Origin of the sequence: Xanthomonas euroxanthea (assembly GCF_903989455.1) — a bacterium.
GTDB lineage: Bacteria > Pseudomonadota > Gammaproteobacteria > Xanthomonadales > Xanthomonadaceae > Xanthomonas > Xanthomonas euroxanthea.
In genome coordinates, this window is sequence record NZ_LR861803.1 from 1,249,776 (window position 1) to 1,271,486 (window position 21,711).

20 protein-coding genes, 6 tRNA genes and 1 other RNA gene are annotated in these 21,711 nt (G+C 65.3%); 21 read left to right on the forward strand and 6 right to left on the reverse strand.

Annotated features, from left to right (window positions below; all coding sequences use genetic code 11):
- Positions 1-60: 60 nt before the first annotated feature.
- From H7A86_RS05430 to H7A86_RS05475, 10 genes are all read left to right on the forward strand, one after another.
- A tRNA-Leu gene (locus tag H7A86_RS05430) sits at positions 61-145 on the forward strand.
- A gap of 201 nt (positions 146-346) precedes the next feature.
- Positions 347-1,639, forward strand: a complete 1,293-nt coding sequence (gene tig / locus H7A86_RS05435; protein ID WP_119130946.1) for a trigger factor — start codon at positions 347-349, stop codon at positions 1,637-1,639.
- A gap of 98 nt (positions 1,640-1,737) precedes the next feature.
- Positions 1,738-2,364, forward strand: coding sequence for an ATP-dependent Clp endopeptidase proteolytic subunit ClpP (clpP, locus tag H7A86_RS05440; protein ID WP_002806026.1), 627 nt, complete (start codon positions 1,738-1,740; stop codon positions 2,362-2,364).
- A gap of 124 nt (positions 2,365-2,488) precedes the next feature.
- The gene (gene clpX, locus H7A86_RS05445) at positions 2,489-3,775 is read left to right on the forward strand and encodes an ATP-dependent Clp protease ATP-binding subunit ClpX (protein WP_119130880.1); all 1,287 of its coding nucleotides are present in this window, start codon (positions 2,489-2,491) and stop codon (positions 3,773-3,775) included.
- Between the two features lie 145 nt (positions 3,776-3,920).
- Positions 3,921-6,392, forward strand: a complete 2,472-nt coding sequence (gene lon, locus H7A86_RS05450; RefSeq protein WP_104582307.1) for an endopeptidase La — start codon at positions 3,921-3,923, stop codon at positions 6,390-6,392.
- A 214-nt stretch (positions 6,393-6,606) separates the two neighbouring features.
- Positions 6,607-6,879 (forward strand): HU family DNA-binding protein, encoded by a 273-nt coding sequence (locus H7A86_RS05455; RefSeq protein ID WP_024938423.1) that lies wholly within the window; start codon positions 6,607-6,609, stop codon positions 6,877-6,879.
- A gap of 11 nt (positions 6,880-6,890) precedes the next feature.
- Positions 6,891-6,965, forward strand: a tRNA-Val gene (locus H7A86_RS05460).
- Between the two features lie 28 nt (positions 6,966-6,993).
- Positions 6,994-7,070, forward strand: a tRNA-Asp gene (locus H7A86_RS05465).
- A gap of 95 nt (positions 7,071-7,165) precedes the next feature.
- Positions 7,166-7,242 (forward strand) — tRNA-Asp (locus tag H7A86_RS05470).
- A 164-nt stretch (positions 7,243-7,406) separates the two neighbouring features.
- Entirely contained in the window at positions 7,407-9,377 is a 1,971-nt protein-coding gene (locus tag H7A86_RS05475; RefSeq protein ID WP_119130881.1) for a peptidyl-prolyl cis-trans isomerase, read from the forward strand.
- 632 nt (positions 9,378-10,009) lie between these two features.
- Here H7A86_RS05475 and H7A86_RS05480 read toward each other — a convergent pair.
- Entirely contained in the window at positions 10,010-11,194 is a 1,185-nt protein-coding gene (locus H7A86_RS05480) for a lytic transglycosylase domain-containing protein (RefSeq protein ID WP_119130882.1), read from the reverse strand.
- Positions 11,191-11,958, reverse strand: coding sequence for a hydroxyacylglutathione hydrolase (gene gloB / locus H7A86_RS05485; RefSeq protein WP_119130883.1), 768 nt, complete (start codon positions 11,956-11,958; stop codon positions 11,191-11,193). The genes H7A86_RS05480 and gloB overlap by 4 nt, the downstream gene beginning before the upstream one ends.
- A 12-nt stretch (positions 11,959-11,970) precedes the next feature.
- Between gloB and H7A86_RS05490 the strand changes: the two genes are divergently transcribed.
- The 3 genes from H7A86_RS05490 to dnaQ are packed head-to-tail and all read left to right on the forward strand — an operon-like array spanning position 11,971 to position 13,858.
- Complete coding sequence (locus H7A86_RS05490; RefSeq protein WP_104582311.1) at positions 11,971-12,627, forward strand: hypothetical protein; 657 nt, start codon at positions 11,971-11,973, stop codon at positions 12,625-12,627.
- 31 nt (positions 12,628-12,658) lie between these two features.
- Positions 12,659-13,111 carry a ribonuclease HI gene (rnhA, locus tag H7A86_RS05495; RefSeq protein ID WP_104560340.1) on the forward strand — a complete coding sequence of 151 codons (453 nt, stop codon included), beginning with the start codon at positions 12,659-12,661 and terminating at the stop codon, positions 13,109-13,111.
- Positions 13,112-13,123: 12 nt separating this feature from the next.
- The gene (gene dnaQ / locus H7A86_RS05500; protein WP_119130884.1) at positions 13,124-13,858 is read left to right on the forward strand and encodes a DNA polymerase III subunit epsilon; all 735 of its coding nucleotides are present in this window, start codon (positions 13,124-13,126) and stop codon (positions 13,856-13,858) included.
- 598 nt (positions 13,859-14,456) lie between these two features.
- On the opposite strand, the gene H7A86_RS05505 is transcribed toward dnaQ, so the two are convergent.
- Positions 14,457-15,161 carry a PP2C family protein-serine/threonine phosphatase gene (locus H7A86_RS05505; RefSeq protein ID WP_024938430.1) on the reverse strand — a complete coding sequence of 235 codons (705 nt, stop codon included), beginning with the start codon at positions 15,159-15,161 and terminating at the stop codon, positions 14,457-14,459.
- Between the two features lie 198 nt (positions 15,162-15,359).
- Here H7A86_RS05505 and H7A86_RS05510 point away from each other — a divergent pair.
- Positions 15,360-15,450 (forward strand) — tRNA-Ser (locus tag H7A86_RS05510).
- Positions 15,451-15,706: 256 nt separating this feature from the next.
- Positions 15,707-16,111, forward strand: coding sequence for a DUF6165 family protein (locus H7A86_RS05515; protein WP_104582314.1), 405 nt, complete (start codon positions 15,707-15,709; stop codon positions 16,109-16,111).
- A 226-nt stretch (positions 16,112-16,337) separates the two neighbouring features.
- On the opposite strand, the gene H7A86_RS05520 is transcribed toward H7A86_RS05515, so the two are convergent.
- On the reverse strand, positions 16,338-17,387 hold the full coding sequence (locus H7A86_RS05520) for a glycosyltransferase family 9 protein (RefSeq protein ID WP_119130885.1): 1,050 nt from the start codon (positions 17,385-17,387) through the stop codon (positions 16,338-16,340).
- Positions 17,388-17,407: 20 nt separating this feature from the next.
- On the opposite strand from H7A86_RS05520, the gene H7A86_RS05525 reads away from it, so the two are divergent.
- From H7A86_RS05525 to H7A86_RS05550, 6 genes are all read left to right on the forward strand, one after another.
- Positions 17,408-18,157 (forward strand): 3-deoxy-D-manno-octulosonic acid kinase, encoded by a 750-nt coding sequence (locus H7A86_RS05525; RefSeq protein ID WP_104582316.1) that lies wholly within the window; start codon positions 17,408-17,410, stop codon positions 18,155-18,157.
- A complete protein-coding gene (locus H7A86_RS05530) occupies positions 18,157-18,906 on the forward strand; it encodes an MBL fold metallo-hydrolase (RefSeq protein ID WP_119130886.1) in 750 nt (249 codons plus the stop codon). The genes H7A86_RS05525 and H7A86_RS05530 overlap by 1 nt, the downstream gene beginning before the upstream one ends.
- Positions 18,906-19,937: a GTP 3',8-cyclase MoaA gene (moaA, locus tag H7A86_RS05535; RefSeq protein WP_115676283.1), complete on the forward strand. Its 1,032-nt coding sequence runs from the start codon at positions 18,906-18,908 to the stop codon at positions 19,935-19,937. Before H7A86_RS05530 ends, moaA begins: the two co-directional genes overlap by 1 nt.
- Positions 19,938-20,012: 75 nt before the next feature.
- Complete coding sequence (gene moaC / locus H7A86_RS05540; RefSeq protein WP_119130887.1) at positions 20,013-20,510, forward strand: cyclic pyranopterin monophosphate synthase MoaC; 498 nt, start codon at positions 20,013-20,015, stop codon at positions 20,508-20,510.
- Positions 20,507-20,752, forward strand: coding sequence for a MoaD/ThiS family protein (locus H7A86_RS05545; RefSeq protein ID WP_104582320.1), 246 nt, complete (start codon positions 20,507-20,509; stop codon positions 20,750-20,752). Before moaC ends, H7A86_RS05545 begins: the two co-directional genes overlap by 4 nt.
- On the forward strand, positions 20,749-21,198 hold the full coding sequence (locus H7A86_RS05550) for a molybdenum cofactor biosynthesis protein MoaE (RefSeq protein WP_180708039.1): 450 nt from the start codon (positions 20,749-20,751) through the stop codon (positions 21,196-21,198). Before H7A86_RS05545 ends, H7A86_RS05550 begins: the two co-directional genes overlap by 4 nt.
- 48 nt (positions 21,199-21,246) lie before the next feature.
- Here H7A86_RS05550 and ffs read toward each other — a convergent pair.
- Together ffs and H7A86_RS05560 are read right to left on the reverse strand one after the other, a co-directional pair.
- An RNA gene (gene ffs, locus H7A86_RS05555) (signal recognition particle sRNA small type) lies at positions 21,247-21,343 on the reverse strand.
- 69 nt (positions 21,344-21,412) lie between these two features.
- A tRNA-Ser gene (locus tag H7A86_RS05560) sits at positions 21,413-21,505 on the reverse strand.
- Between the last annotated feature and the right edge of the window lie 206 nt (positions 21,506-21,711).

The following is a 21,711-nucleotide window of genomic DNA, read 5'->3' on the forward strand; positions in this document are numbered from 1 at the left end:
GCCCGCGATGCTTTTTCTTTCCCGGCATCCCTGCAACAATGGCCGGGCAACTGCAGCATCGCGAAAGTGGCGGAATTGGTAGACGCACCAGATTTAGGTTCTGACGCCGCAAGGCGTGGGGGTTCGAGTCCCCCCTTTCGCACCAATGCAGTGCGGCCGTGTGTCATCCGGCCGCTTTCAGCCATAGGCTTGGCGCCTCTGCCTTGCGTGCTGCGGTGACGCGTATTCCGCTGGCAGCGGCCGCCATTATCGGCGAAACTACAAGGCTCGGCGGCTTTCTCGCCATCCGTCAACCCGCATCTTCCATCTCGTGCCGACGCTTGTGCAGTCGGTGGCAGGAGTCAACATGCAAGCATCGATCGAATCCACCGGCAATCTGGAACGCCGCCTGACCTTCACCCTGCCGCAGGAGCGCCTGGAGACGCACGTCGGTGGCCGCCTGCGCGAACTCGCGCGCACCACGCGCATCAAGGGTTTCCGCCCGGGCAAGGTGCCCACCAAGGTCATCGAGCAGCGCTTCGGTCAGCAGGTGCGTGCCGAGGCGATGGAAGGCCTGCTGCGTGAGACCTTCGATTCGGCAGTGCGCGAGCATTCGCTGCGTCTGGCCGGCAACCCGCGTATCGACCAGGGCGAGAGCGATTTCGACTTCGTCGCCACCTTCGAAGTGGTGCCGGATTTCGGTGATATCGATGTGGCCAAGCTGTCGGTGGTGCGTCATACCGCCGAAGTGACCGATGCCGACATCGATCAGATGATCGAGAACCTGCGTCTGCAGCGCCGCACCTGGAACCCGGTCGAGCGCGGCGCGCAGGTCGGTGACCTGGTGGCGCTGGAGACCTGGTCGCAGGCCGGCGACGAGCGTCTGCCCGCCGAAGGCGTGGAGACCGGCAGCAGCGTGCTGGGCTCGGGCGTGATGTTCGACCAGATTGAAAAGGGCCTGGAAGGCCTGGCCAAGGGCGAGGACAAGACCCTGACCATCGACTTCCCGGCCGAGTGGCGCGTGCCGCAGCTGGCCGGCAAGACCGTGCAGGTGCACGTCAAGGCGGTCGAGGTCTCCGAGCCGGTGCTGCCGGTGGTGGACAAGGAGTTCATCAAGAGCTTCGGCGTGAAGAGTGGCGATGCCGAGCAGTTCCGCGCCGACATCCGCACCAACCTGGAGCGCGAGCTCAAGGGCGCGCTGATGAACCGCCTGCGTCGCGAAGTGGGCGAGCAGCTGATCGCCGCCTATGCGCACGTGGAGATGCCGCCGCGTCTGGTCGAGAACGAAGCCCGTTCGATGCTGGCACAGCAGGTCGAGCAGGTCCGCCGCAGCGGCCGCGACCCGGGCGAGATCCCCGCCGATGCCCATCAGGGGTTCATGGATGCGGCGGCCAAGCGCGTGCTGGTCGGTCTGCTGGTGGGTGAGGTGGCCCGTCGCAACGAGCTGCGCCTGGAATCCAAGCGCGTCAGCGAAACGCTGCGTCTGATCGCCTCGACCTACGAAGAGCCGGAACAGGTCATTGAGATGTACCGCAACGACCCCCAACTGATGAGTGGACTGCAGAGCCGTGTCATGGAAGAGCAGGTGATCGACTGGATCGCCGAGCGCGCCCAGCACACCGAGCAGTCGCTGTCGTTCCAGGACGCCATTCGGGTCTAAGGTAAGCGACCGCGTGACACCAACCCGCATCCCGATGGCTGGGATGCGGATGTCAAACCCGGGCATCGGCGCACGCCGCTGCCACTACAGGAAGACTGATGAGCATTGTGACCAAAGCCCTGAACCTGGTGCCGATGGTGGTCGAACAGACCAGCCGCGGCGAGCGTGCGTATGACATCTACTCGCGTCTGCTGAAGGAGCGTCTGATCTTCCTGGTCGGTCCGATCGACGACCACATGGCCAACGTGATCGTGGCCCAGTTGCTGTTCCTGGAAGCCGACAACCCGGAAAAGGACATCAGCATCTACATCAACTCGCCAGGCGGTGTGGTCACTGCCGGCATGGCGATCTACGACACCATGCAATACATCAAGCCGGACGTGAGCACCATCTGCGTCGGCCAGGCCGCCTCGATGGGCGCGCTGCTGCTGGCATCGGGTGCGGCCGGCAAGCGCTATGCGCTGCCGAATTCGCGCGTGATGATCCACCAGCCGCTGGGCGGCTTCCAGGGCCAGGCCACCGATATCGACATCCACGCGCGCGAGATCCTGACCTTGCGTTCGCGCCTGAACGAGATCCTGGCCAAGCACACCGGCCAGTCCCTGGAGACCATTGCGCGCGACACCGAGCGCGACAACTTCAAGAGCGCGGTCGATGCGCAGGCCTATGGCCTGGTCGACCAGGTGCTGGAACGCCGTCCGGAAGAGTCGATCCAGCCGTCTTGATCGCCAGATTGCTGAAATTGCAGGAAAAACCGGCAGGGTCGGGGTGGCGGATGTCCTCCCGACCCTGTGCTATTCTCGAAATCGAACCCCCGTGCATCGGGTGGGGTAACTGGGTAACAGAAGCATGAGCGAAGACCGCCAAGGTCGTTCCGGCGACAGCAACAAGATTCTCTACTGCTCGTTCTGCGGTAAGAGTCAGCATGAAGTCCGCAAGCTGATTGCCGGTCCCAGCGTATTCATCTGCGATGAGTGCGTGGAGCTGTGCAACGACATCATCCGCGAGGAACTCGAAGAGAAGGCGCAGTCGGCACGTTCCAGCCTGCCCAAGCCGCGCGAGATCCTCGAGGTGCTGGATCAATACGTGATTGGGCAGTTGCGCGCCAAGCGCACGCTCGCCGTGGCGGTGTACAACCACTACAAGCGTATCGAGAGCCGCAGCCGCAACGATGACGTCGAGCTGGCGAAATCCAACATCCTGCTGGTCGGCCCGACCGGTTCGGGCAAGACGCTGCTGGCCGAAACGCTGGCGCGGCTGCTCAATGTGCCGTTCACGATCGCCGATGCCACCACGCTGACCGAAGCCGGCTATGTCGGCGAGGACGTGGAAAACATCATCCAGAAGCTGCTGCAGAAGTGCGATTACGATGTTGAAAAGGCCCAGCAGGGCATTGTCTACATCGATGAAATCGACAAGATCTCGCGCAAGAGCGAAAACCCGTCGATCACCCGCGACGTGTCCGGCGAAGGCGTGCAGCAGGCGCTGTTGAAGCTGATCGAAGGCACGGTGGCCTCGGTACCGCCGCAGGGCGGCCGCAAGCATCCGCAGCAGGAATTCCTGCAGGTCGACACCAAGAACATCCTGTTCATCTGCGGCGGTGCATTCGCCGGACTGGACAAGGTGATTCAGCAGCGCTCCAACGATGCCGGCGGCATTGGCTTCGGTGCCAAGGTCAAGAGCAGCGAGCGCAAGCAGGAAGTCGGCAAGATCCTGGCCGACGTCGAGCCGGAAGATCTGATCAAGTTCGGCCTGATTCCCGAGTTCGTCGGTCGCCTGCCGGTGGTCGCCACGCTCGAGGAACTGGACGAGCCGGCGCTGATCAAGATCCTGACCGAGCCGAAGAACGCCATCACCAAGCAGTTCAAGAAGTTGTTCGACATGGAAGGCGTGGAACTGGAGTTCCGCCCGGACGCCCTGTCTGCGATCGCCAAGAAGGCGCTCAAGCGCAAGACCGGCGCGCGTGGTTTGCGCACCATCGTCGAATCGGTGCTGCTGGACACGATGTACGAGCTTCCCTCGCAGGAAAATGTCAGCAAGGTGGTGGTGGACGAGTCGGTGATCGAGCACAAATCCGAGCCGTACCTGATCTACCAGGCGCAGCCGGCTCCGGCCAAGGCAGCGTCCGGCGATTGAGTCCCTGAGGCCGCTTCGCCGGGCCCTGGCCTCGCTCGCGGATAAAGGGTTTCCGAACGCTACTTGCAACACCTCGCCGATGGCCCCATAACGGGGCCATCGGCTTTTTTTACGCCCCAAAACCCCCATTCCTGCGGAGCGCCCCATGGCCCAGTCCCAATCAGAAGTTCTCGATCTGCCGGTGTTGCCGCTACGCGACGTGGTGGTGTTTCCGCACATGGTGATTCCGCTGTTCGTCGGCCGTGACAAGTCGATGCGCGCGCTGGAAAAAGCCATGGAAGCGGACAAGCGCATCCTGCTGGTCGCGCAGAAGTCGGCCGAAACCGACGACCCGGCCGCCAGCGACCTGTATACCGTCGGCACGCTCGCGCAGGTGCTGCAGCTGCTAAAGCTGCCCGACGGCACCATCAAGGTGCTGGTCGAAGGCCTGTCGCGGGTCACTGTCGACAAGGTCGTCGAGCTGGATGGTGCGCTGCAGGGTCAGGGCATCGAAATCGAAGCCAGCGACGCGCGTGAGCCGCGCGAAGTGGAGGCCATTGCGCGTTCGCTGATGTCGCTGTTCGAGCAGTACGTCAAGACCAATCGCAAGCTGCCGCCGGAGTTGCTGCAGACCCTGGCCGGTATCGACGAGCCGGGCCGTCTGGCCGACACCATCGCCGCGCACATCGGCGTGCGCCTGGCCGACAAGCAGCGCCTGCTGGAAATCACAGAGATCGGCGAGCGGCTGGAGTTGCTGGTCGGGCTGGTGGACGGCGAGATCGATGTGCAGCAGCTGGAAAAGCGCATCCGCGGCCGCGTCAAGTCGCAGATGGAAAAGAGTCAGCGCGAGTACTACCTCAACGAGCAGATGAAGGCGATCCAGAAGGAGCTGGGCGATCTGGACGATGCGCCGGGCGAGCTGGAAGAACTGGCGCGCAAGATCGCCGAGGCGGGCATGCCCAAGCCGGTCGAGACCAAGGCCAAGGCCGAGCTCAACAAGCTCAAGCAGATGTCGCCGATGTCTGCCGAAGCGGCCGTGGTTCGCAACTATCTGGACTGGCTGCTGGGTGTGCCGTGGAAGAAGCGCACCAAGGTCCGCAAGGACCTGAAGGTCGCCGAGGACACGCTGGATGCCGACCACTATGGCCTGGACAAGGTCAAGGAGCGCATCCTCGAGTACCTGGCGGTGCAGTCGCGCGTGAAGCAGATGAAGGGGCCGATCCTGTGCCTGGTCGGGCCGCCGGGCGTGGGCAAGACCTCGCTGGGCCAGTCGATCGCCAAGGCGACCAACCGCAAGTTCGTACGCATGAGCCTGGGCGGTATCCGCGACGAGGCCGAGATCCGTGGCCATCGCCGGACCTACGTCGGTTCGATGCCCGGCCGCCTGGTGCAGAACCTCAACAAGGTCGGCAGCAAGAACCCGCTGTTCCTGCTCGACGAGATCGACAAGATGTCGATGGATTTCCGTGGCGATCCGTCCTCGGCGCTGCTGGAGGTGCTCGATCCGGAACAGAACAACTCCTTCAACGACCACTACCTGGAAGTGGACCTGGACCTGTCGGAGGTGATGTTCGTCGCCACCTCCAACTCGCTCAATATTCCGGGGCCGTTGCTGGACCGCATGGAAGTCATCCGCATCCCCGGTTACACCGAGGATGAGAAGCTCAACATCGCCATGCGCTACCTGGTGCCCAAGCAGATCAAGGCCAACGGCCTGAAGCCGGAAGAGATCGAGATCGGCAGCGACGCGATCCAGGACATTGTGCGTTACTACACGCGCGAATCCGGTGTGCGTAACCTCGAGCGCGAAGTGGCCAAGATCTGCCGCAAGGTGGTCAAGGAAATTGCCCTTGCCGGTCCGCAGCTCGTTGCCAAGAAGGTGCCTGCCAAGAAGGGCACGCCCAAGGCGCTGGTCACGGTCAATGCGAAGAACCTCGACAAGTACCTGGGTGTGCGTCGCTTCGATTTCGGCCGTGCCGAAGAGGAAAACGAAATCGGCCTGGTGACCGGCCTGGCCTGGACCGAGGTCGGCGGCGAATTGCTGCAGGTCGAGTCCACGCTGGTGCCGGGCAAGGGCAACCTGATCCTGACCGGTCAGCTTGGCAATGTCATGAAGGAATCGGCATCGGCTGCGCTGTCGGTGGTGCGTTCGCGCGCCGAGCGCCTGGGCATCGATGTGGATTTCCTGCAGAAGCAGGACGTGCACGTGCACGTGCCCGATGGCGCGACGCCGAAGGACGGCCCGAGCGCCGGTATCGCGATGGTGACCTCGCTGGTGTCGGTGTTGACCAAGGTGCCGATCCGCGCCGATGTGGCAATGACCGGCGAGATCACCTTGCGCGGTCGCGTGTCGGCCATCGGTGGCTTGAAGGAAAAGTTGCTGGCCGCGTTGCGCGGCGGCATCCGCACCGTGCTGATCCCCGACGAGAACCGCAAGGATCTTGCCGACATCCCGGCCAACGTCACGCGTGACCTGGAGATCGTGCCGGTCAAGTGGATCGACGAAGTGCTGGACCTTGCATTGGAGCGTCCGTTGGCACCGAAGAAGGCGAGCAAGGAAAAGGTCCGCAAGACCGCCTCGCGGGTTGCGGTTCGCGGCAAGTCACGCACTACTCCGGGTGCCCGCGTCAAGCACTAAAACCGCTTGTCTAAACCCAGGCGAAACAAGCCAAAACCCGCGTCGTTATTGGGTTTTGGCTTGCGTGCGGTTGGGGGCGCTGGTATAAATGCACGACTCGTGGGCGCGGCAAATTGTGATGCGTCACGCGATACCACTTGTGTCGGGTTCTTCGCTAACGGCAAGAGCGCCGATTGTCGATTCCGCGGCATCTGCCGCAAAGGGAGTTTCAAGAATGAATAAAACCGAATTGATCGATGGCGTTGCCGCTGCCGCTGACATCTCCAAGGCTGAGGCCGGCCGTGCTGTTGACGCGGTTGTGAGCGAAATCACCAAGGCGCTGAAGAAGGGCGATGCCGTCACCCTCGTTGGCTTTGGCACCTTCCAGGTCCGCGCGCGCGCTGAGCGTACCGGCCGCAATCCGAAGACCGGCGACAGCATCAAGATCGCTGCTTCGAAGAATCCTGCGTTCAAGGCTGGCAAAGCCCTGAAGGATGCAGTAAACTAATCGACTCGCTAGGGTGCTTAGCTCAGCGGTAGAGCGTCTCCCTTACACGGAGAGGGTCGGGGGTTCGAAACCCTCAGCACCCACCATTAAGCACCAGGCAACTGTTTCAAGCGCGGAGCGGTAGTTCAGCTGGTTAGAATGCTGGCCTGTCACGCCGGAGGTCGCGGGTTCGAGTCCCGTCCGCTCCGCCAGTTACACCGAAACCCCTGAGCGATTGGGGGCTTCGTCTTCTTCACCGCATTCGCAATGCGGTTGCGGTGAAGAAGCAGAAGTCCAAGTTTAAAGCGGAGCGGTAGTTCAGCTGGTTAGAATGCTGGCCTGTCACGCCGGAGGTCGCGGGTTCGAGTCCCGTCCGCTCCGCCAGTTATACAAGGCCCCCGGCGTCATGCCGGGGGCTTTTTTTTGCGGCCATGGCGGTCATTACGCATCGAAAGCCATGCCGAACCCGGTGCAGTGCGGGATTGGGCTGGGTGCCCGGCGTCAGGCGCGTTACACTGCGCGGCTCGCCCACAGGCCGTGATTTGCCAATGCTGCAGAAACTTCGCGACAAGACGTCAGGCTGGATCGCTACCGCCATCCTGGGGTTGCTGATGATTCCGTTCCTGTTCGTCATCGACAACAGCTACCTCGGCGGCATTGGCGCCAATAACGTGGCCAAGGTACAGGCACCACCGACATGGTGGAAATCGGCACCGTCCTGGTGGCCGGTGTCGCTGCTGTGGCAGCACCATGAAATCAGTACGCAGGATTTTCGCGCACGCTTCGAGCAGGCGCGCATGCAGGAGCGGCAGCGCCAGGGCGAGAAATTCGATCCGCGCACGTTCGAGTCCCGCGAGAACAAGTTGCAGGTGCTCGACCAGCTGGTCGACGAGCAAGTCGTGCGTCTGGGTGCAGAAGATGCCGGCATCGTGATCGGCGATGCGACGGTACGCGATTACATCGCCGGCATTCAGGCGTTCCAGGTCGATGGCAAGTTCAGCCCCGACCAGTACCGCGCGGCCCTTGCGCAAGGCACGCCGCCGCGCACGCCGGCGCAGTTCGACGCACTGGTGCGCGACAGCTTGCAGCAGTCGGTGATTCCGCAGGCGATTGCCGAGTCGGGCTTTGCGACCAAGGCCGAGTTCGAGCGCCTGCTCAAGCTCATGGGCGAAACGCGTGACGTGCAACTGGCGATGCTGCCGCCGCCGGCCGCCGATACCGCCCCGGTCAGCGATGCGCAGATCAAGCAGTGGTACGACGGGCATACCCAGGATTTCCGTCAGCCGGAGACGGTGACGATCGAGTATGTCGAGCTCGATGCCGCCAAGTTGCCGCCGGCAACCGCCGCTGACGAGGCGACGCTGCGCAAGCGCTACGACGAAGAGAAGGCACGCTTTGTGGAGCCGGATCAGCGTCTGGCATCGCACATCCTGATCAGCGCCGGCAGCGATCCCGCCGCGCAGAAGGCCGCTGAGGAAAAGGCGGCCAAGTTGGCCGCACAAGCCAAGCAGCCGGGTGCCGATTTCGCCGCGTTGGCCAAGGCCAATTCGCAGGACCCCGGTTCCAAGGGTGCCGGTGGCGACCTGGGATGGGTCGAGAAGGGAACGATGGTCAAGCCGTTCGAAGACGCCTTGTTCGCGATGAAGGCTGGCGAGGTGGTCGGCCCGATCAAGAGCGAGTTCGGCTACCACGTGATCCAGTTGCGCGAGGTCAAGGGCGGCCAGGGCAAGTCGTTCGAGCAGGTGCGCGACCAGCTCGCCGCCGAGCAGCTCAAGGCCGATGCCGACAAGGCGTTTGCGGATGTGAGCGGCAAGCTGGTGGATCAGGTCTACAAGAATCCCACCGCGCTGGAGCCTGCAGCCAAGCAGGTCGGTCTGCCGGTGCAGACGCTGGGCCCGTTCTCGCGCGCCGATGCCAGTGGTATCGCGGCCAACCCGGCGGTGCTGCGCGCGGCATTTTCCGAGACACTGGTACAGGACGGCACGGTGAGTGATCCGATCACCATCGCGCCGAACCACAGCGTGGTGTTGCGCGTGACCAACCACACCGCCGAGGCGGCCTTGCCGCTGGACAAGGTGCGCGACAACGTGATCGCGGCGGTCCATGCGGACCGCACCGAAAAGGCGGCCGCGGCGGCTGCCGATGCCTTGCTGGCACGGGTGCAGAAAGGCGAGACCCTGCAGGCGCTGGCCGCGAGCGAAAAGTTGCAGGTGCAGCCGATCCCGGGCTTGCCGCGCACTGCGCCGATTCCGACGCCGGCGGCAAACCGCGCAATCTTCAGCGCGCCGCGTCCGAGCGAAGGCAAGCCGTCGGTGGGCAAGGTGGAACTGGATGGAGGGCGCTTTGCGGTCTTCGTCATCAGCAAGGCGACTCCGGGCGATCTGAAGCAGATGCCGGCCGAGCAGCAGACCATGCTGCGCGAGCAGCTGAGCCAGATCGACGGCAACAACGCGGCGCAGGCCTACGTCAAGGAAATGCGCAAGCGCTACAAGATCCAGATCGAAGAGGCGCAGCTGTAACAGCTGCTCTTGGACTGGAGGAGAAAGAGCCCGGGTGACCGGGCTTTTTCTTTGGCCGGTGCCGCAGGCCGCCGCCCGCTTTCCCTGCGGGGTGCTGCGTCATCCGGCTGCCGGCGTGACTGCGAGGCCGTGGTCGCATGGAGCCGGGCGGCGGGCGCATGGCGGCAACCGAGCTCAGGTTCTGCGCAGCGTTACCGGTTGGCTGCATGTCTGCCGGACGTGCGCGCTGGCTAGGTCGGGACTGCGGGTGGCAGCCGCGACGACGTGCGTGATTCAGTGTGCTGATCTGCCAGACCAGGAAGTGCCGGGGGTCGGTTTGCGCAGTTGGCGCCGTGGCGGAAGACTACCTGCGTGGGGTTGGCAACTGGCACTGCAGGCGCGAAATCACGGCGATGTCTGGTTGGCTTGCAGCGATGACGTGGCCAGTCGGCCGGGAGCATGCCGCGTCCGGGTTTTCTATCCCGCTAGGCGTCGCTGTAGCCATGCAAGCGACGGGCAAGTGTCAGAGGTTCGGTTCGCATCCGGCCTCCGTCCGGGCAGCGCGGCATGGGTCTTCCGCGTGTGCAATGTCGAATCAAGCGGGCATCGCTGGGGCGGTAGCCGTCAGCGGCGCGGTAGGCAGGCCGGTCGCGTCAGCGTGCGTCGTCGAACGACAACACCATGCCGGGCTTCAGCACGGCGCGCTTGTCCAGGCCATTGCTGGTGAGCAAGGTGGTGACGGTGACGCCGTAGCGACGCGCGATGGCCCAGGCGGATTCGCCATTGCGCACCGTATGCGTGGTGCGCGCTTGCGGCCTGGATGCCTTCGTCGCTGCGGTGGCAACGACCGTGGGAGCGTCAGTGCTCTGGTCGGCAAGGCTGTCCGTTTCGGCGGATGCGACCACAGTGCCTGTCGCGCCCGGCTGTGCGGGCGCGATCGGGGCGAGCACGTGCACGCCGCGCGGTGCGGCGCGCGCGCCGGCCAGCGCCGGATTCAGGCGGGCCAGCAGTTGCGGCTCGATGGCACGTTGTCCCGCAAAGGCGTTGAGGCTGGTGCCGGCCGGCAACGCGTGTTCGGTGAGTACCGGCACCGGACGGTCGAGCGAGCTCAGCAGATTGCCTTGCTGCTGTGCATGGTCGAGCACACATGCGAGTGCGTGCAGCTTTTCCACATACTCGTAGGTGACCTTGGACATGCCGGGCAACTCGGACGGGCGGGCATTCTGCGCGTTCATGCCGGCACTGCGCATGGCCTGCAGCACGCGATACTCGCCGGCGTTGTAGGCCATCAGGGCCAGGCGCCAATCGCCACCGAACATGCCATACAGCGTCTTGAGATAGCGCACCGCCGCCGTGGTGGAATCCACTGCCGAGAGGCGACCGTCGTACTGCGCGCCGACCGGGACATGGTGGTTGCGGGCAGTGGTGGCGATGAACTGCCAGAGGCCGGCGGGGCCGCTGCCGTTGCGCGCTCCCGGGCGATAACCGCTTTCGACGAACGGAATCAGTGCAAATTCGGTCGGCATATCCGCTTCGCGCAGTTCATCGACCACGTAGCCGAACAGTGGCAACACATCCTGCGCATCGTCGGCCAGACGGGCCGGTGCGCGCGAGAAATGTTGTTCCCAGCGCGTATCGCTATGCGCGCTGTCGCAGCCAGGGTCGGCGCGGCCGTCCAGAAACGAGGAAAAGATCTCCCGGCCATTGCGCACTTCGGGTGCGACGGTCTGGGTGATCGAGCTCTGTGCGGGGGTGAGGCGGCTTGCGTCGTTGGACGATGCGGCTGCAGGTGCTATGACCGCCGATGCGGCCAGCACTGCCAAAAGCAGGCGCCTCATGCGCGAAATTCGTCTTTCCAGCGCCGAAGTTCGGCGAAAACGTCAACTTCAGAGGAAAGTGCGCCGGCTGCACGCGATGCTACTGCGGCACGGATTTCAGGACTGCTGGTACGTAGGAAAGGATTGGTGGCCAGTTCACTCTTGAGCGAAATCGGCAGGGTAGGACGGGCTGCTTGACGCATGGCCTGGGCTTCCTGTTGACGGCGCTGCAAGGCAGCGTTGGTGGGATCGACGTGTAGCGCAAAGGTCGCGTTGGCCAACGTGTATTCGTGGCCGCAACACACAAGCGTTTCTCCGGGCAGGGAGGCCAGGCGCTGTAACGCGTCGAACATCTGAGGAGCGGTACCTTCGAACATCCGCCCACAGCCTAGGCTGAACAGGGTATCACCGCTGAACAGATGGCGGTCGGTGACGAAGGCGATGTGGCTGCGGGTATGGCCCGGCACGTCCAGCACATCGAAATGGGTGCCAAGCAGGTTCAAGCGCTCGCCCTGGCCCACGCGGCGGGCGTCTGCGGGGATGCGTTCGTCGGCCGGGCCGTACAGCGCAAGGTCCGGCCAACGCTGCTGCAGCGCTGCCACGCCGCCGATATGGTCGGCATGGTGGTGGGTCAACAGGACCGCGCTGGGACGGAAGCCGTCGCGCTCCGCGGCGGCGAACACCGGCTCGGCCTGGCCCGGATCGACGATGACCGCGCGGCCATCGGTGGCGACCAGCGCCCAGATGTAGTTGTCGTCGAATGCGGGCAGGGCGGTCAGTCGCATAGAATTGGGACCATGCCTGTCACGCCATTCTCCCGTCAAGCTGGCGTCTCATCCTGGTTTGAAACAGGTGCAGGGCGCAGCCTGCTCCAGCTGGAGCGCCGATTGGCGCTTGCAGCGCTGCAGACGCGCCCGTCGCAGCCCTGGCTGTGGCTGACGCCGACTACCGAGTTGCCGCCGCGCGAGGTCCTGCAGGGGCGCGGGCTGCGGCTGTCTCGCAGCGCTGGCCGCTTTGTCGGCGACGCATGTTGCGCCATGCCGTTTCCGTTGCCGACCGAAAGCCTGCAGGCCATCGTGGTGCAGCATGCAGTGGTGGGCGGCGCGGCGGACTTCCTGGCCGAATGCGAGCGGTTGCTGATGCCGGGCGGGCGGCTATGGCTGTTTGCGCTCAATCCGCTGAGCCCGTACCGCTTTCGCTGGGCGCGGCGTGGTCCGGTGGCGCTGCGGCCGGATCGCTGGCGGTTGCTGGCGCAGCGTGCGGGCTTGCAATGCGTGCAGACCGAGCGCTATCTGGGACCGATCTGGCGCACCGGGCGTGGCGCGGCCGACATCGATGGCGCACCCTGGCGCGCGGTGTATCTGCTCGAGGTGGAAAAGCGTGCCGCAGCGTCGATCGGGCCGACCCCGATCGCGATGCCCTCACGCTGGCCGCAGCCCGTGGCCACGATCTGACTACCGACCACTTTCCAACCACCAGAACCTGATGAAATCCATTGAAGTGCATACCGACGGCTCCTGCCTCGGCAATCCCGGGCCGGGCGGTTGGGCGGCCTTGTTGCGTTACAACGGCCGCGAGAAGGAACTGTCCGGCGGCGAAGCCACCTCCACCAACAACCGCATGGAATTGATGGCGGCGATCATGGCGCTGGAAACGCTCACCGAGCCGTGCCAGATCGTGCTGCATACCGACTCGCAATACGTGCGCCAGGGCATTACCGAGTGGATGTCCGGCTGGGTGCGCCGCGGCTGGAAGACGGCCGGCGGCGACCCGGTCAAGAACCGTGAACTGTGGGAGCGGCTGCATGCGGCCACGCAACGTCACCGCATCGATTGGCGCTGGGTGAAAGGCCACAATGGCGACCCGGACAACGAGCGCGTCGACGTGCTCGCCCGCAATCAGGCCATCGCCCAGCGCGGTGGCAGCGCAACCGCGTAAGCAAGAGGATTCATGCGTCAGATCATTCTCGATACCGAAACCACCGGCCTGGAGTGGCGCAAGGGCAACCGCGTCGTCGAAATTGGTGCGGTGGAGCTGCTGGAGCGGCGCCCGAGCGGCAACAACTTCCATCGCTACCTGAAGCCCGATTGCGACTTCGAACCCGGTGCGCAGGAAGTGACCGGGTTGACCCTGGAGTTCCTGGCCGACAAGCCGCTGTTTGCCGATGTGGTCGAGGAGTTCCTGGCCTACATCGACGGCGCGGAGCTGATCATCCACAACGCCGCGTTCGATCTGGGATTCCTGGACAACGAGCTGTCGCTGCTGGGCGACAACTACGGCCGTATCGTCGATCGCACCACCGTGGTGGATACCTTGATGATGGCGCGCGAGCGCTATCCGGGGCAGCGCAACTCGCTGGATGCCTTGTGCAAGCGCCTGGGCGTGGACAACTCGCATCGCCAGTTGCATGGCGCCTTGCTCGATGCGCAGATCCTGGCCGATGTGTATATCGCACTGACCTCGGGCCAGGAAGAAATCGGCTTTGCCAGTGCCGATACCGGCCAGCGCAGCGAGCACGGCGAGGGCATGATCACCTTCGATCCGGCGCTGCTGTTGCCGCGCGCACGGGTGGTGGTGACCGCCTCCGAGTCGCAGGCGCACGAGGCGCGCCTGGCGTATCTGCGCAAGAAGGCTGGGCGCGCGTTGTGGGATGCGCCGGTCGAAGAGGTGACTGCTGCCGGGTAGTGCGGCTTTCGGCAACTGGTGTCCTGCTGTCGCGCGGCGGGCGATGTGGTGGGAGTGCAGTGCGCAGTTGGTGCCCGGCGAGGCCGCGAAGTACGCGCCCGGAATGGCTACCGCGCGGGTTCGATGTCCGTGCCTGGCTCTACCAACAAAGCTGATGTCTCTCTGGTCTAGTGCGGAGCGGGATGATGTTGCTCTTCGCTGCAGGCCGGTGATCTGCGGCTTTGCCGAGGGGCCCTTGCCCGCCCACCATCGCGGGACACGCCGTGAATCCATCCATGGAGGCTCTTACGCGGCATCCATGCCGCGTAAGGTCCCGCGACGGTGGGCGGGCAAGGACCGGTTGAGATGGTCGGTGTGCAGGGTATTCGACCAGGCAGCCCAATCATGCTCTGGTGCAGTGCTCTCGGCGGTTCCGGGACACTTGGCGGCATGGATGCCGCCAGGGAGTTTTTAGGCTTAGATTCACGGCGTGGCCCGCAGGCGGTGAGGACGTTGCGCCCTCGACCGACCAGGCATTTGTCTGCATCGCACAAGGTGCGGCCGACGAAACTCCCGTGCTCACCGCCTGCCAGCGCTCGCTAAGCTTCGTTGGCCGTTTTCAGTAGCTGCGCACCAATATCGCGGTGATGTTGTCCGAGCCGCCGCCATCGAGCGCGGCGGCGACCAGGCACTCGACACACTCCTGGGCGCTGCAATCGGCCTGCGACAGGGTTGCGGCGATCGCGGCGTCGTCGACTTCTTCGGTGAGGCCGTCGCTGCACAGCAGCAACTGCATGCCGGATTTGAGTTCGCCCTGCATGGTGGCGACATTGAGGTGGACCGGATCGGTGACGCCCAGCGCCTGGGTCACCACGTTGCGATGCGGATGTGCACGCGCCTGCTCGCTGGTCAGGGTGCCCTGGGCGATGAGTTCCTGCACATAGCTATGGTCCTGGCTCAGTTGCGCCAGCCGCCCGTCGCGCCACAGGTACGCACGGCTGTCGCCGACCCAGGCCACTTCGAAGCGCTGGCCGAGTACGCGCGCAGCGACGACCGTGGTGCCCATCGGCAAGGTGTCGTTGCAGCGGCGCGAGGTCTTGATGATCTCTTCGTCGGCGATGCGTACCGCCTGCGCCAGCGGGGTGCCGGCGCGCACCTCGCGCACGATGGTTTCGCGCGCCAGCGCGCTGGCCACTTCGCCGCAGGCGTGCCCGCCCATGCCGTCGGCCACCAGCCACAGCCCCAATTCGCTGTCGCCGTAGTACGTGTCCTCATTGAGGTCACGGCGCAGGCCGACATGGGTAAGGTGTCCGAATTCGAGCATGGGGGCGGGTCGCCAAAGAGAGGAGGTGCGTGACCATCATCGCGGGGCGGCCGGCCAGCAGCAACACGCCGATCGCCGATGCCGCAGGGCGGGTTCACGCCCGGAGCCGCGATCGTGCCGGCGATGCCGGCCCGGGCCGCTTGTGGCCGGGCGCCCGTGCCCGTATGATGCACGGCCCCGGGACACTGGGGACCATCTGGAGAGGTGGCAGAGCGGTTGAATGTACCTGACTCGAAATCAGGCAGGCGTTTATAGCGCCTCGGGGGTTCGAATCCCCCCCTCTCCGCCAGATTGAGGCGAGCAGTTGTGCCAGTGCCGCGTGCGTTTCGCCGGCGTCATTGGGGGGTGAGAAGCCCCGGGTTCGACAGACAGCATCGCTGTCTGCACGGCGAAGCCGCCCGCAGGGCGAAGGCACGCAGTGCCGAGTGAATCCCCCCCTCTCCGCCAGATTCGCATCAGCCCCCGCAAGGGGGCTTTTGTTTATGTGTCGCCGCCGCGCGCTGCTGCGCTGGCTACAATCGCCCGATATCCGTTGGAGGCCTGTCATGTCCGAGATCCTGGTACCCGTGTCCTTTGGCGAGCTGCTCGACAAGATCGCGATCCTGCAGATCAAGTCCGAGCGCATGCGCGACCCCGCCAAGCTGGCCAATGTGCGCAGCGAGCTGTCCGCGCTGGAGACCAGCTGGATGGCGCATCCGGCCGCCGGCCACGACATCGTGCGTCTGCGCGCCGCGCTCAAGGCCGTCAACGAGCGGCTATGGGTGATCGAGGACGACATCCGGCTCAAGGAGCAGGCGCAGAGCTTCGACGACGGATTCGTACAGCTGGCGCGCAGCGTCTATATCGAAAACGACGAGCGCGCGCGCATCAAGAAAGAGATCAACCTGGCGCTGGGTTCGTCGTACGTGGAAGAGAAGTCGTACCAGGACTATCGCGCCACCGGTGCCTGATGGCCGCTGATCGCAGGCCTGCGTGACCGGAGGCATGACGGCGGCCGGTCCGTGAGCCGCGCACCCTGGCGTGCCGCCAGGGTGTACGTCATCGGGTACCGCAGTGGTTGGCTGCCGCGCGCGTGCCGGGTCGGGACTTCGCCGTTGTTCCCGGCAAACGGGCCATGGCGTGGACCGTCCGGCAGCGACTGACTAGCCGTTACAGCGACGGTCCGCCGCCGGTCTTCTAGCGCGGATGATCACCACGATAACGCTCGAATGCGGCGATCGCATCGTCCACGGTGATCAGGGCCATCACCTCGTCGAACTCGATCTTGGTGCCCCATTTCAGCTGGTCGGCCGGCTTGCCCAGGAACTTGCGGGCGGCCGCGTCGTACCGGTCCACGCAATAGCGCACGTCCGAATACGGGCCGCTGCGCAGTGGATTGCTGGCCGCATGCAGGCCCAGCACCTTGGTGCCCATCGCGTTTGCGATGTGCATCGGCCCGGAATCGGGGGTGACCACCAGATCGGCGCGGGCGAGCAGGGCGGGGAGTTGCTTGAGCGTGTCCTTGCCGACCAGGTCCAGCACCGGCGCGCGCGTGGCCGCGACGATGGCATCGGCGGTGCTGCGTTCCAGCTCACTGCGGCCACCGCACAGCACGACCCGCCAGCCCTGGGCTGCGGCATGGTCGGCCAGCGCGGCATGCCGGTCGGGATACCAGTTGCGGCGTGCGTGGCTGGAGCACGGCGAAATCATCAGCACCGGGCGGCCGTCGTCGTCCCATTGTGCGCGTGCCCAGTGATGGGCCTCGTCGGGAACCGGCAGATCCCAGCGCACCTGGCGCTGGGTCAGGCCGAGCGGCTGGGCGAAGCTGCCGATGGCGTCAAGCACGTGGATGCCGGGGCGGTCGGCGATGCGTTCGTTGACGAACAGGCCGTGCAGGTCCTTGGAACGGCTGCGGTCATAGCCGATCCGCCGCCGCGCCGGCACGAAGGCCGACAGCACGTTGGCGCGCAAGGCCACCTGCATCTGCAGCAGCGCATCGAAGCGGCCCAATGGCGCCAGCGACTGGCGTAGCGCGCGCATGCCGGCCACGCCGGTGCGCTTGTCGTAGGCGTGGAACTGCACGCCGGGCAGGCCGTCGAGCAATTTCAACCCGGCCTTGTCGATGATCCAATGCAGCTGGCTTGCCGGAAATCCCGCCTGCAAGGTGCGCACCAGCGGCACCACATGGGTGACGTCACCCAGGGCGGACAGGCGCAGCAGGCATAACGAAGCGGGCGTAGAAGCCATGGTGTTGTTAGACTCGATGGATGGTTGCTTTCGACGCCACTGAAGCGCTGACGCCGTACCGCGAAGGCCGCGGCTATGGCGCCATTCTGTTCGACCGCGAACGGCTGCGGCAAGCCGATGCCGGGCTGTTTTCGCCGCAACGCTGGGGTGACAGGGCACGGCCGGTCGACGAAGGCGGGCGGGGTGGGGCCTGGTTCGTGGATGCGCCGTTCGGTCGTAGCGTGTTGCGGCAGTACCTGCGCGGCGGCATGGCCGCGCGCGTGAGTCGCGATCACTATCTGTGGAAGGGAGCGGGACGCACGCGCAGCTTTGCCGAGTTCCGGCTGATGCGCGAACTGGTCCAGCGCAAGTTGCCGGTGCCGCGTCCGTTGGCGGCCTGCTACCTGCGCGAAGGGCTGAGCTATCGCGCTGCCTTGTTGATGGAACGCCTGGAGAACGTGCGTTCGCTTGCCGATCACGCGCAGGTGGCCGGGCGCGGTGCGCCGTGGGAAGAGACCGGGCGGCTGATTGCGCGCTTTCATCGCGCCGGCCTGGATCATGCCGACCTCAACGCGCACAACATCCTGTTCGATGCCGGCGGGCATGGCTGGCTGATCGATTTCGACCGTGGCGTGTTGCGGATTCCGGCCACGCGCTGGCGCGAACGCAATCTCAAGCGCCTGCACCGCTCGCTGCTGAAGTTGCGCGGCAGCCGCAGCCGCGAAGAGGTCGACAAGGATTACGAGCGCCTGCATCGCGCTTACGAATTGGCCTGGGGCCGGGGCTACTGATGAACTGGGCGTTGCGTGTGCAGGGGGTCGGCAATGCGTCGGCGGTCGCGCTTGGTTCGCCGATGGCCACCATCGAGCGCGCCGGCGCGCCGTGGCTGACCATCGACTGCGGCAGCGAAGGGCTCACCGCTTATCAGGCCCATTACGGTCAGCTGCCGCAGGCGGTGTTCATCACCCACGTGCATCTGGACCACGTGGGCGGGCTGGAACGGCTGTTCGTGGACAGCTATTTCTCCGAACGCCGCGGGCGCACACGCCTGTACGTGCCGGCGCTGGTGGTGCCGTTGCTGCAGCGGCGGATCGCCGACTACCCGAACGTGCTGGCCGAGGGCGGTGCGAACTTCTGGGACGCGTTCCAGCTGGTACCGGTCGGCGAGGCGTTCTGGCACGACGGGGTGCGGCTGGAGGTGTTCCCGGCGCGCCACCATTGGCCGGAGACCGCCTACGGGCTGCGGCTGAAAGGGGCCCTGGTCTGGAGCGGCGACACCCGGCCGATCCCGGAGATCCTGGCCCGCTACGCCGATGACAGCGAGCTCATCGCGCATGACTGCGGCGTTCACGGCAACCCGTCGCATACTGGGGTGGACGATTTGGAGCGGGAATACCCGCAGGACCTGTTGAGCCGCATGCTGCTGTACCACTACGCCAGCGACGCCGACGGCGACGTGCTGCGCGCACGCGGCCATCGCGTGGCCGTGCCCGGCCAACATCTGCCGCTGGCGGAGCCGACTGCCGCCATGGTGCCCTGATGGCGGCCTTGCTGTTGCCGAACCTGACCGCCGCGCCGATGCAGGACCGCTACGGCAGGCCGCTGCGCGATCTGCGCCTGTCGGTCATCGAGGCCTGCAACTTCCGTTGCGGCTACTGCATGCCGGCCGACCGCGTGCCCGACGATTACGGCTTCGATGCGCAGCAGCGCCTGAGTTTCGACCAGCTGGAAACGCTGGTGCGTGCCTTCGTCGCGGTCGGGGTCACCAAGGTGCGCCTGACCGGCGGCGAGCCGCTGTTGCGTCGCGATCTGCCCAGCCTGATTGCGCGCCTGACCACCATCGAGGGCATCGAGGATCTGGCGCTCACCACCAATGGCACCTTGCTCGCGCGGCAGGCGGTGGCGCTGCGCCAGGCCGGGCTGCGCCGCATCACCGTGAGCATGGACGCCCTGGAGCCGGAGCTGTTCAGGCGCATGAGTGGCAACCGCGGCGAGATTGCGCAGGTGCTGGCCGGCATCGCCGCCGCCGAGCAGGCCGGCTTCCAGCGCCTGAAGATCAACTGCGTGGTGCAGCGCGGCGTCAACGAAGATCAGGTGCTGCCCCTGGTGGAGCACTTCCGTGGCAGCGGCCATGTGCTGCGCTTCATCGAGTTCATGGATGTGGGCAGCTGCAATGGCTGGACGGCCGATGCGGTGGTGACCTCCGCGCAACTGCACGCGCGCATCCACGCGCGCTGGCCACTGGTGCCGCTGGATGCCAATTACACCGGCGAAGTGGCGCAGCGGCATGCATTTGCCGATGGCGCGGGCGAGGTGGGTTTTGTCAGTTCGGTCAGCGTGCCGTTCTGCGGCGATTGCCAGCGTGCACGCGTGTCGGCCGATGGGCAGTTGTATACCTGCCTGTTCGCCAGCCAGGGACATGACCTCAAGCCGGCCCTGGCCGAGGGCGAGCATGGACTGTCCGAGCATCTGCGCGCGCGCTGGAGCGTGCGTGGCGATCGCTACAGCGAAGTGCGTGCATCGACGCCACGGCGCGGCAAGCCGGTCGAAATGTTTTTGATCGGCGGGTAGGGAATGCGGTTCCATCGAGGCGCCGCGTTCACCGAGAATGCCGCATCCTGAGCGCCTGTCATCGTGTCGTTTCCCATGCCCGCAAACTCCCGTTCCGCACGCCTGACCCACCTGGACGCTTCCGGACTGCCCACGATGGTGGATGTCTCGGACAAGGCGGTCACCGCGCGCAGCGCCACCGCCCAGAGCCGGGTGCGTTTTCCGGCCGCTGTCGCCGCGCAGCTGCGCGCCAATGGCTTGCGCAGCGCCAAGGGCGGCATCGTGGAAACGGCGGTGATCGCCGGCACCATGGCGGTCAAGCGCACCCACGAGTTGATTCCGTTCTGCCATCCATTGCCGATCGACGCGTGCCGCTTCGAGATCGAGTGGGAGGGCGAGCAGGTGCTGGACATCCGCTGCACGGTGCGTTGCGTGCATCGCACCGGCGTGGAAATGGAAGCGCTCACCGGTGCCAGCGTGGCGGCCTTGACGGTCTATGACATGTGCAAGGCGTTGTCGCACAGCATGAGCATCGGCCCGACCAAGTTGGTGTCCAAGCGCGGCGGCAAGCGCGATATCGGAGCAAGACAATGAGCGCCACGGTGACGGTGCTGTATTTCGCCAGCCTGCGTGAGGCGGCGGGCATTGCCAGCGAGCAGGTGCAATCAGCGGCGCAGGACCTGCGCGCGCTGTATGCCGAACTCGAGACGCGTCACGGCCTGCGCTGGACGCCGGCGCAGCTGCGCGTGGCGGTGGATGGCGCATTCGCGCGCTGGGAGGATGGCGTGCGCGATGGCAGTGAAATCGTGTTTATTCCGCCGGTGTCGGGAGGTTGAGCATGAGCCAGCAGACAACCGCCCTCTTCGCGCTGTCCGATGTGCCATTGCCGGTCGACAGCTTGCGTGCCGCGCTGGAGCACCCGCACGCCGGCGCGTTCGCCAGTTTCGAAGGCTGGGTACGCAATCACAATGAAGGCCGCAGCGTGGCCGGGCTGCGCTACGAAGCCTATGCCGCACTTGCCCAGGCCGAAGGCCAGCGCGTGCTCGACGAGGGGATGCGCCGGTTTGCCATCGTCAACGCCTACTGCGTGCATCGCGTGGGCGAGCTGCGCATCGGCGACATGGCGGTGTGGGTCGGGGTCAGCGCGGCGCATCGCGGCGCCGCATTCGATGCCTGCCGCTTCATCATCGACGAGGTCAAGGCACGCGTGCCGATCTGGAAGCACGAGCATTATCTTGAAGGCGACGCGGGCTGGCTGCATCCGGAATCGCAGGCACAGTAGACGCTCGCAGCTCAAACGCTGCGGGGAACCCAGGGAGTTGGGGTGGTGTCCCCGCCGGTTGACCTCGGCGCCCGCATCAATCGATACCGTTGCTGCCTTCCGGCCCTGGCGGGATTTTCGATCTAGCGTCGCGAGGGACCGACGGGGCCACCATAAGACGTGGGCCACTGGCGCGGCCCTGGATCCATGCAAGCGCGTTGCAGGATCATGAAACTGGCGGAGAGAGGGGGATTCGAACCCCCGAAGCGCGGTTTAGACGCTTACACACTTTCCAGGCGTGCTCCTTCAACCACTCGGACACCTCTCCGTACCTGCCGTGCGACCGGGTCGACGGCAGGAGCGGGATTCTAGCCGCCGCGGGCGCCATTAACAAGGTAAGTGATCCGCCGGGCCGGCACGACGCTGCCAGCGCGGCTGTCTGGCCGGTCACCGACCCTGCTGCGGGGGTCCGCCGGTCCGGGAGGCGGCGGGCACGACGGCCGCTGAACGACCCACTTGACGCGCCGTGGCACA

What these genes read in the sequence shown, in the direction of transcription:
- clpX (WP_119130880.1), top strand. Translation starts at nt 2,489, where the DNA reads ATGAGCGAAGACCGCCAAGGTCGTTCCGGCGACAGCAACAAGATTCTC.
- H7A86_RS05480 (WP_119130882.1), bottom strand. Translation starts at nt 11,194, where the DNA reads ATGAGGCGCCTGCTTTTGGCAGTGCTGGCCGCATCGGCGGTCATAGCA.
- H7A86_RS05490 (WP_104582311.1), top strand. Translation starts at nt 11,971, where the DNA reads ATGCCTGTCACGCCATTCTCCCGTCAAGCTGGCGTCTCATCCTGGTTT.
- moaA (WP_115676283.1), top strand. Translation starts at nt 18,906, where the DNA reads ATGGCGGCCTTGCTGTTGCCGAACCTGACCGCCGCGCCGATGCAGGAC.
- tig (WP_119130946.1), top strand. Translation starts at nt 347, where the DNA reads ATGCAAGCATCGATCGAATCCACCGGCAATCTGGAACGCCGCCTGACC.
- H7A86_RS05505 (WP_024938430.1), bottom strand. Translation starts at nt 15,161, where the DNA reads ATGCTCGAATTCGGACACCTTACCCATGTCGGCCTGCGCCGTGACCTC.
- H7A86_RS05520 (WP_119130885.1), bottom strand. Translation starts at nt 17,387, where the DNA reads ATGGCTTCTACGCCCGCTTCGTTATGCCTGCTGCGCCTGTCCGCCCTG.
- H7A86_RS05545 (WP_104582320.1), top strand. Translation starts at nt 20,507, where the DNA reads ATGAGCGCCACGGTGACGGTGCTGTATTTCGCCAGCCTGCGTGAGGCG.
- rnhA (WP_104560340.1), top strand. Translation starts at nt 12,659, where the DNA reads ATGAAATCCATTGAAGTGCATACCGACGGCTCCTGCCTCGGCAATCCC.
- gloB (WP_119130883.1), bottom strand. Translation starts at nt 11,958, where the DNA reads ATGCGACTGACCGCCCTGCCCGCATTCGACGACAACTACATCTGGGCG.
- H7A86_RS05475 (WP_119130881.1), top strand. Translation starts at nt 7,407, where the DNA reads ATGCTGCAGAAACTTCGCGACAAGACGTCAGGCTGGATCGCTACCGCC.
- dnaQ (WP_119130884.1), top strand. Translation starts at nt 13,124, where the DNA reads ATGCGTCAGATCATTCTCGATACCGAAACCACCGGCCTGGAGTGGCGC.
- moaC (WP_119130887.1), top strand. Translation starts at nt 20,013, where the DNA reads ATGCCCGCAAACTCCCGTTCCGCACGCCTGACCCACCTGGACGCTTCC.
- H7A86_RS05455 (WP_024938423.1), top strand. Translation starts at nt 6,607, where the DNA reads ATGAATAAAACCGAATTGATCGATGGCGTTGCCGCTGCCGCTGACATC.
- H7A86_RS05525 (WP_104582316.1), top strand. Translation starts at nt 17,408, where the DNA reads ATGGTTGCTTTCGACGCCACTGAAGCGCTGACGCCGTACCGCGAAGGC.
- H7A86_RS05515 (WP_104582314.1), top strand. Translation starts at nt 15,707, where the DNA reads ATGTCCGAGATCCTGGTACCCGTGTCCTTTGGCGAGCTGCTCGACAAG.
- lon (WP_104582307.1), top strand. Translation starts at nt 3,921, where the DNA reads ATGGCCCAGTCCCAATCAGAAGTTCTCGATCTGCCGGTGTTGCCGCTA.
- clpP (WP_002806026.1), top strand. Translation starts at nt 1,738, where the DNA reads ATGAGCATTGTGACCAAAGCCCTGAACCTGGTGCCGATGGTGGTCGAA.
- H7A86_RS05530 (WP_119130886.1), top strand. Translation starts at nt 18,157, where the DNA reads ATGAACTGGGCGTTGCGTGTGCAGGGGGTCGGCAATGCGTCGGCGGTC.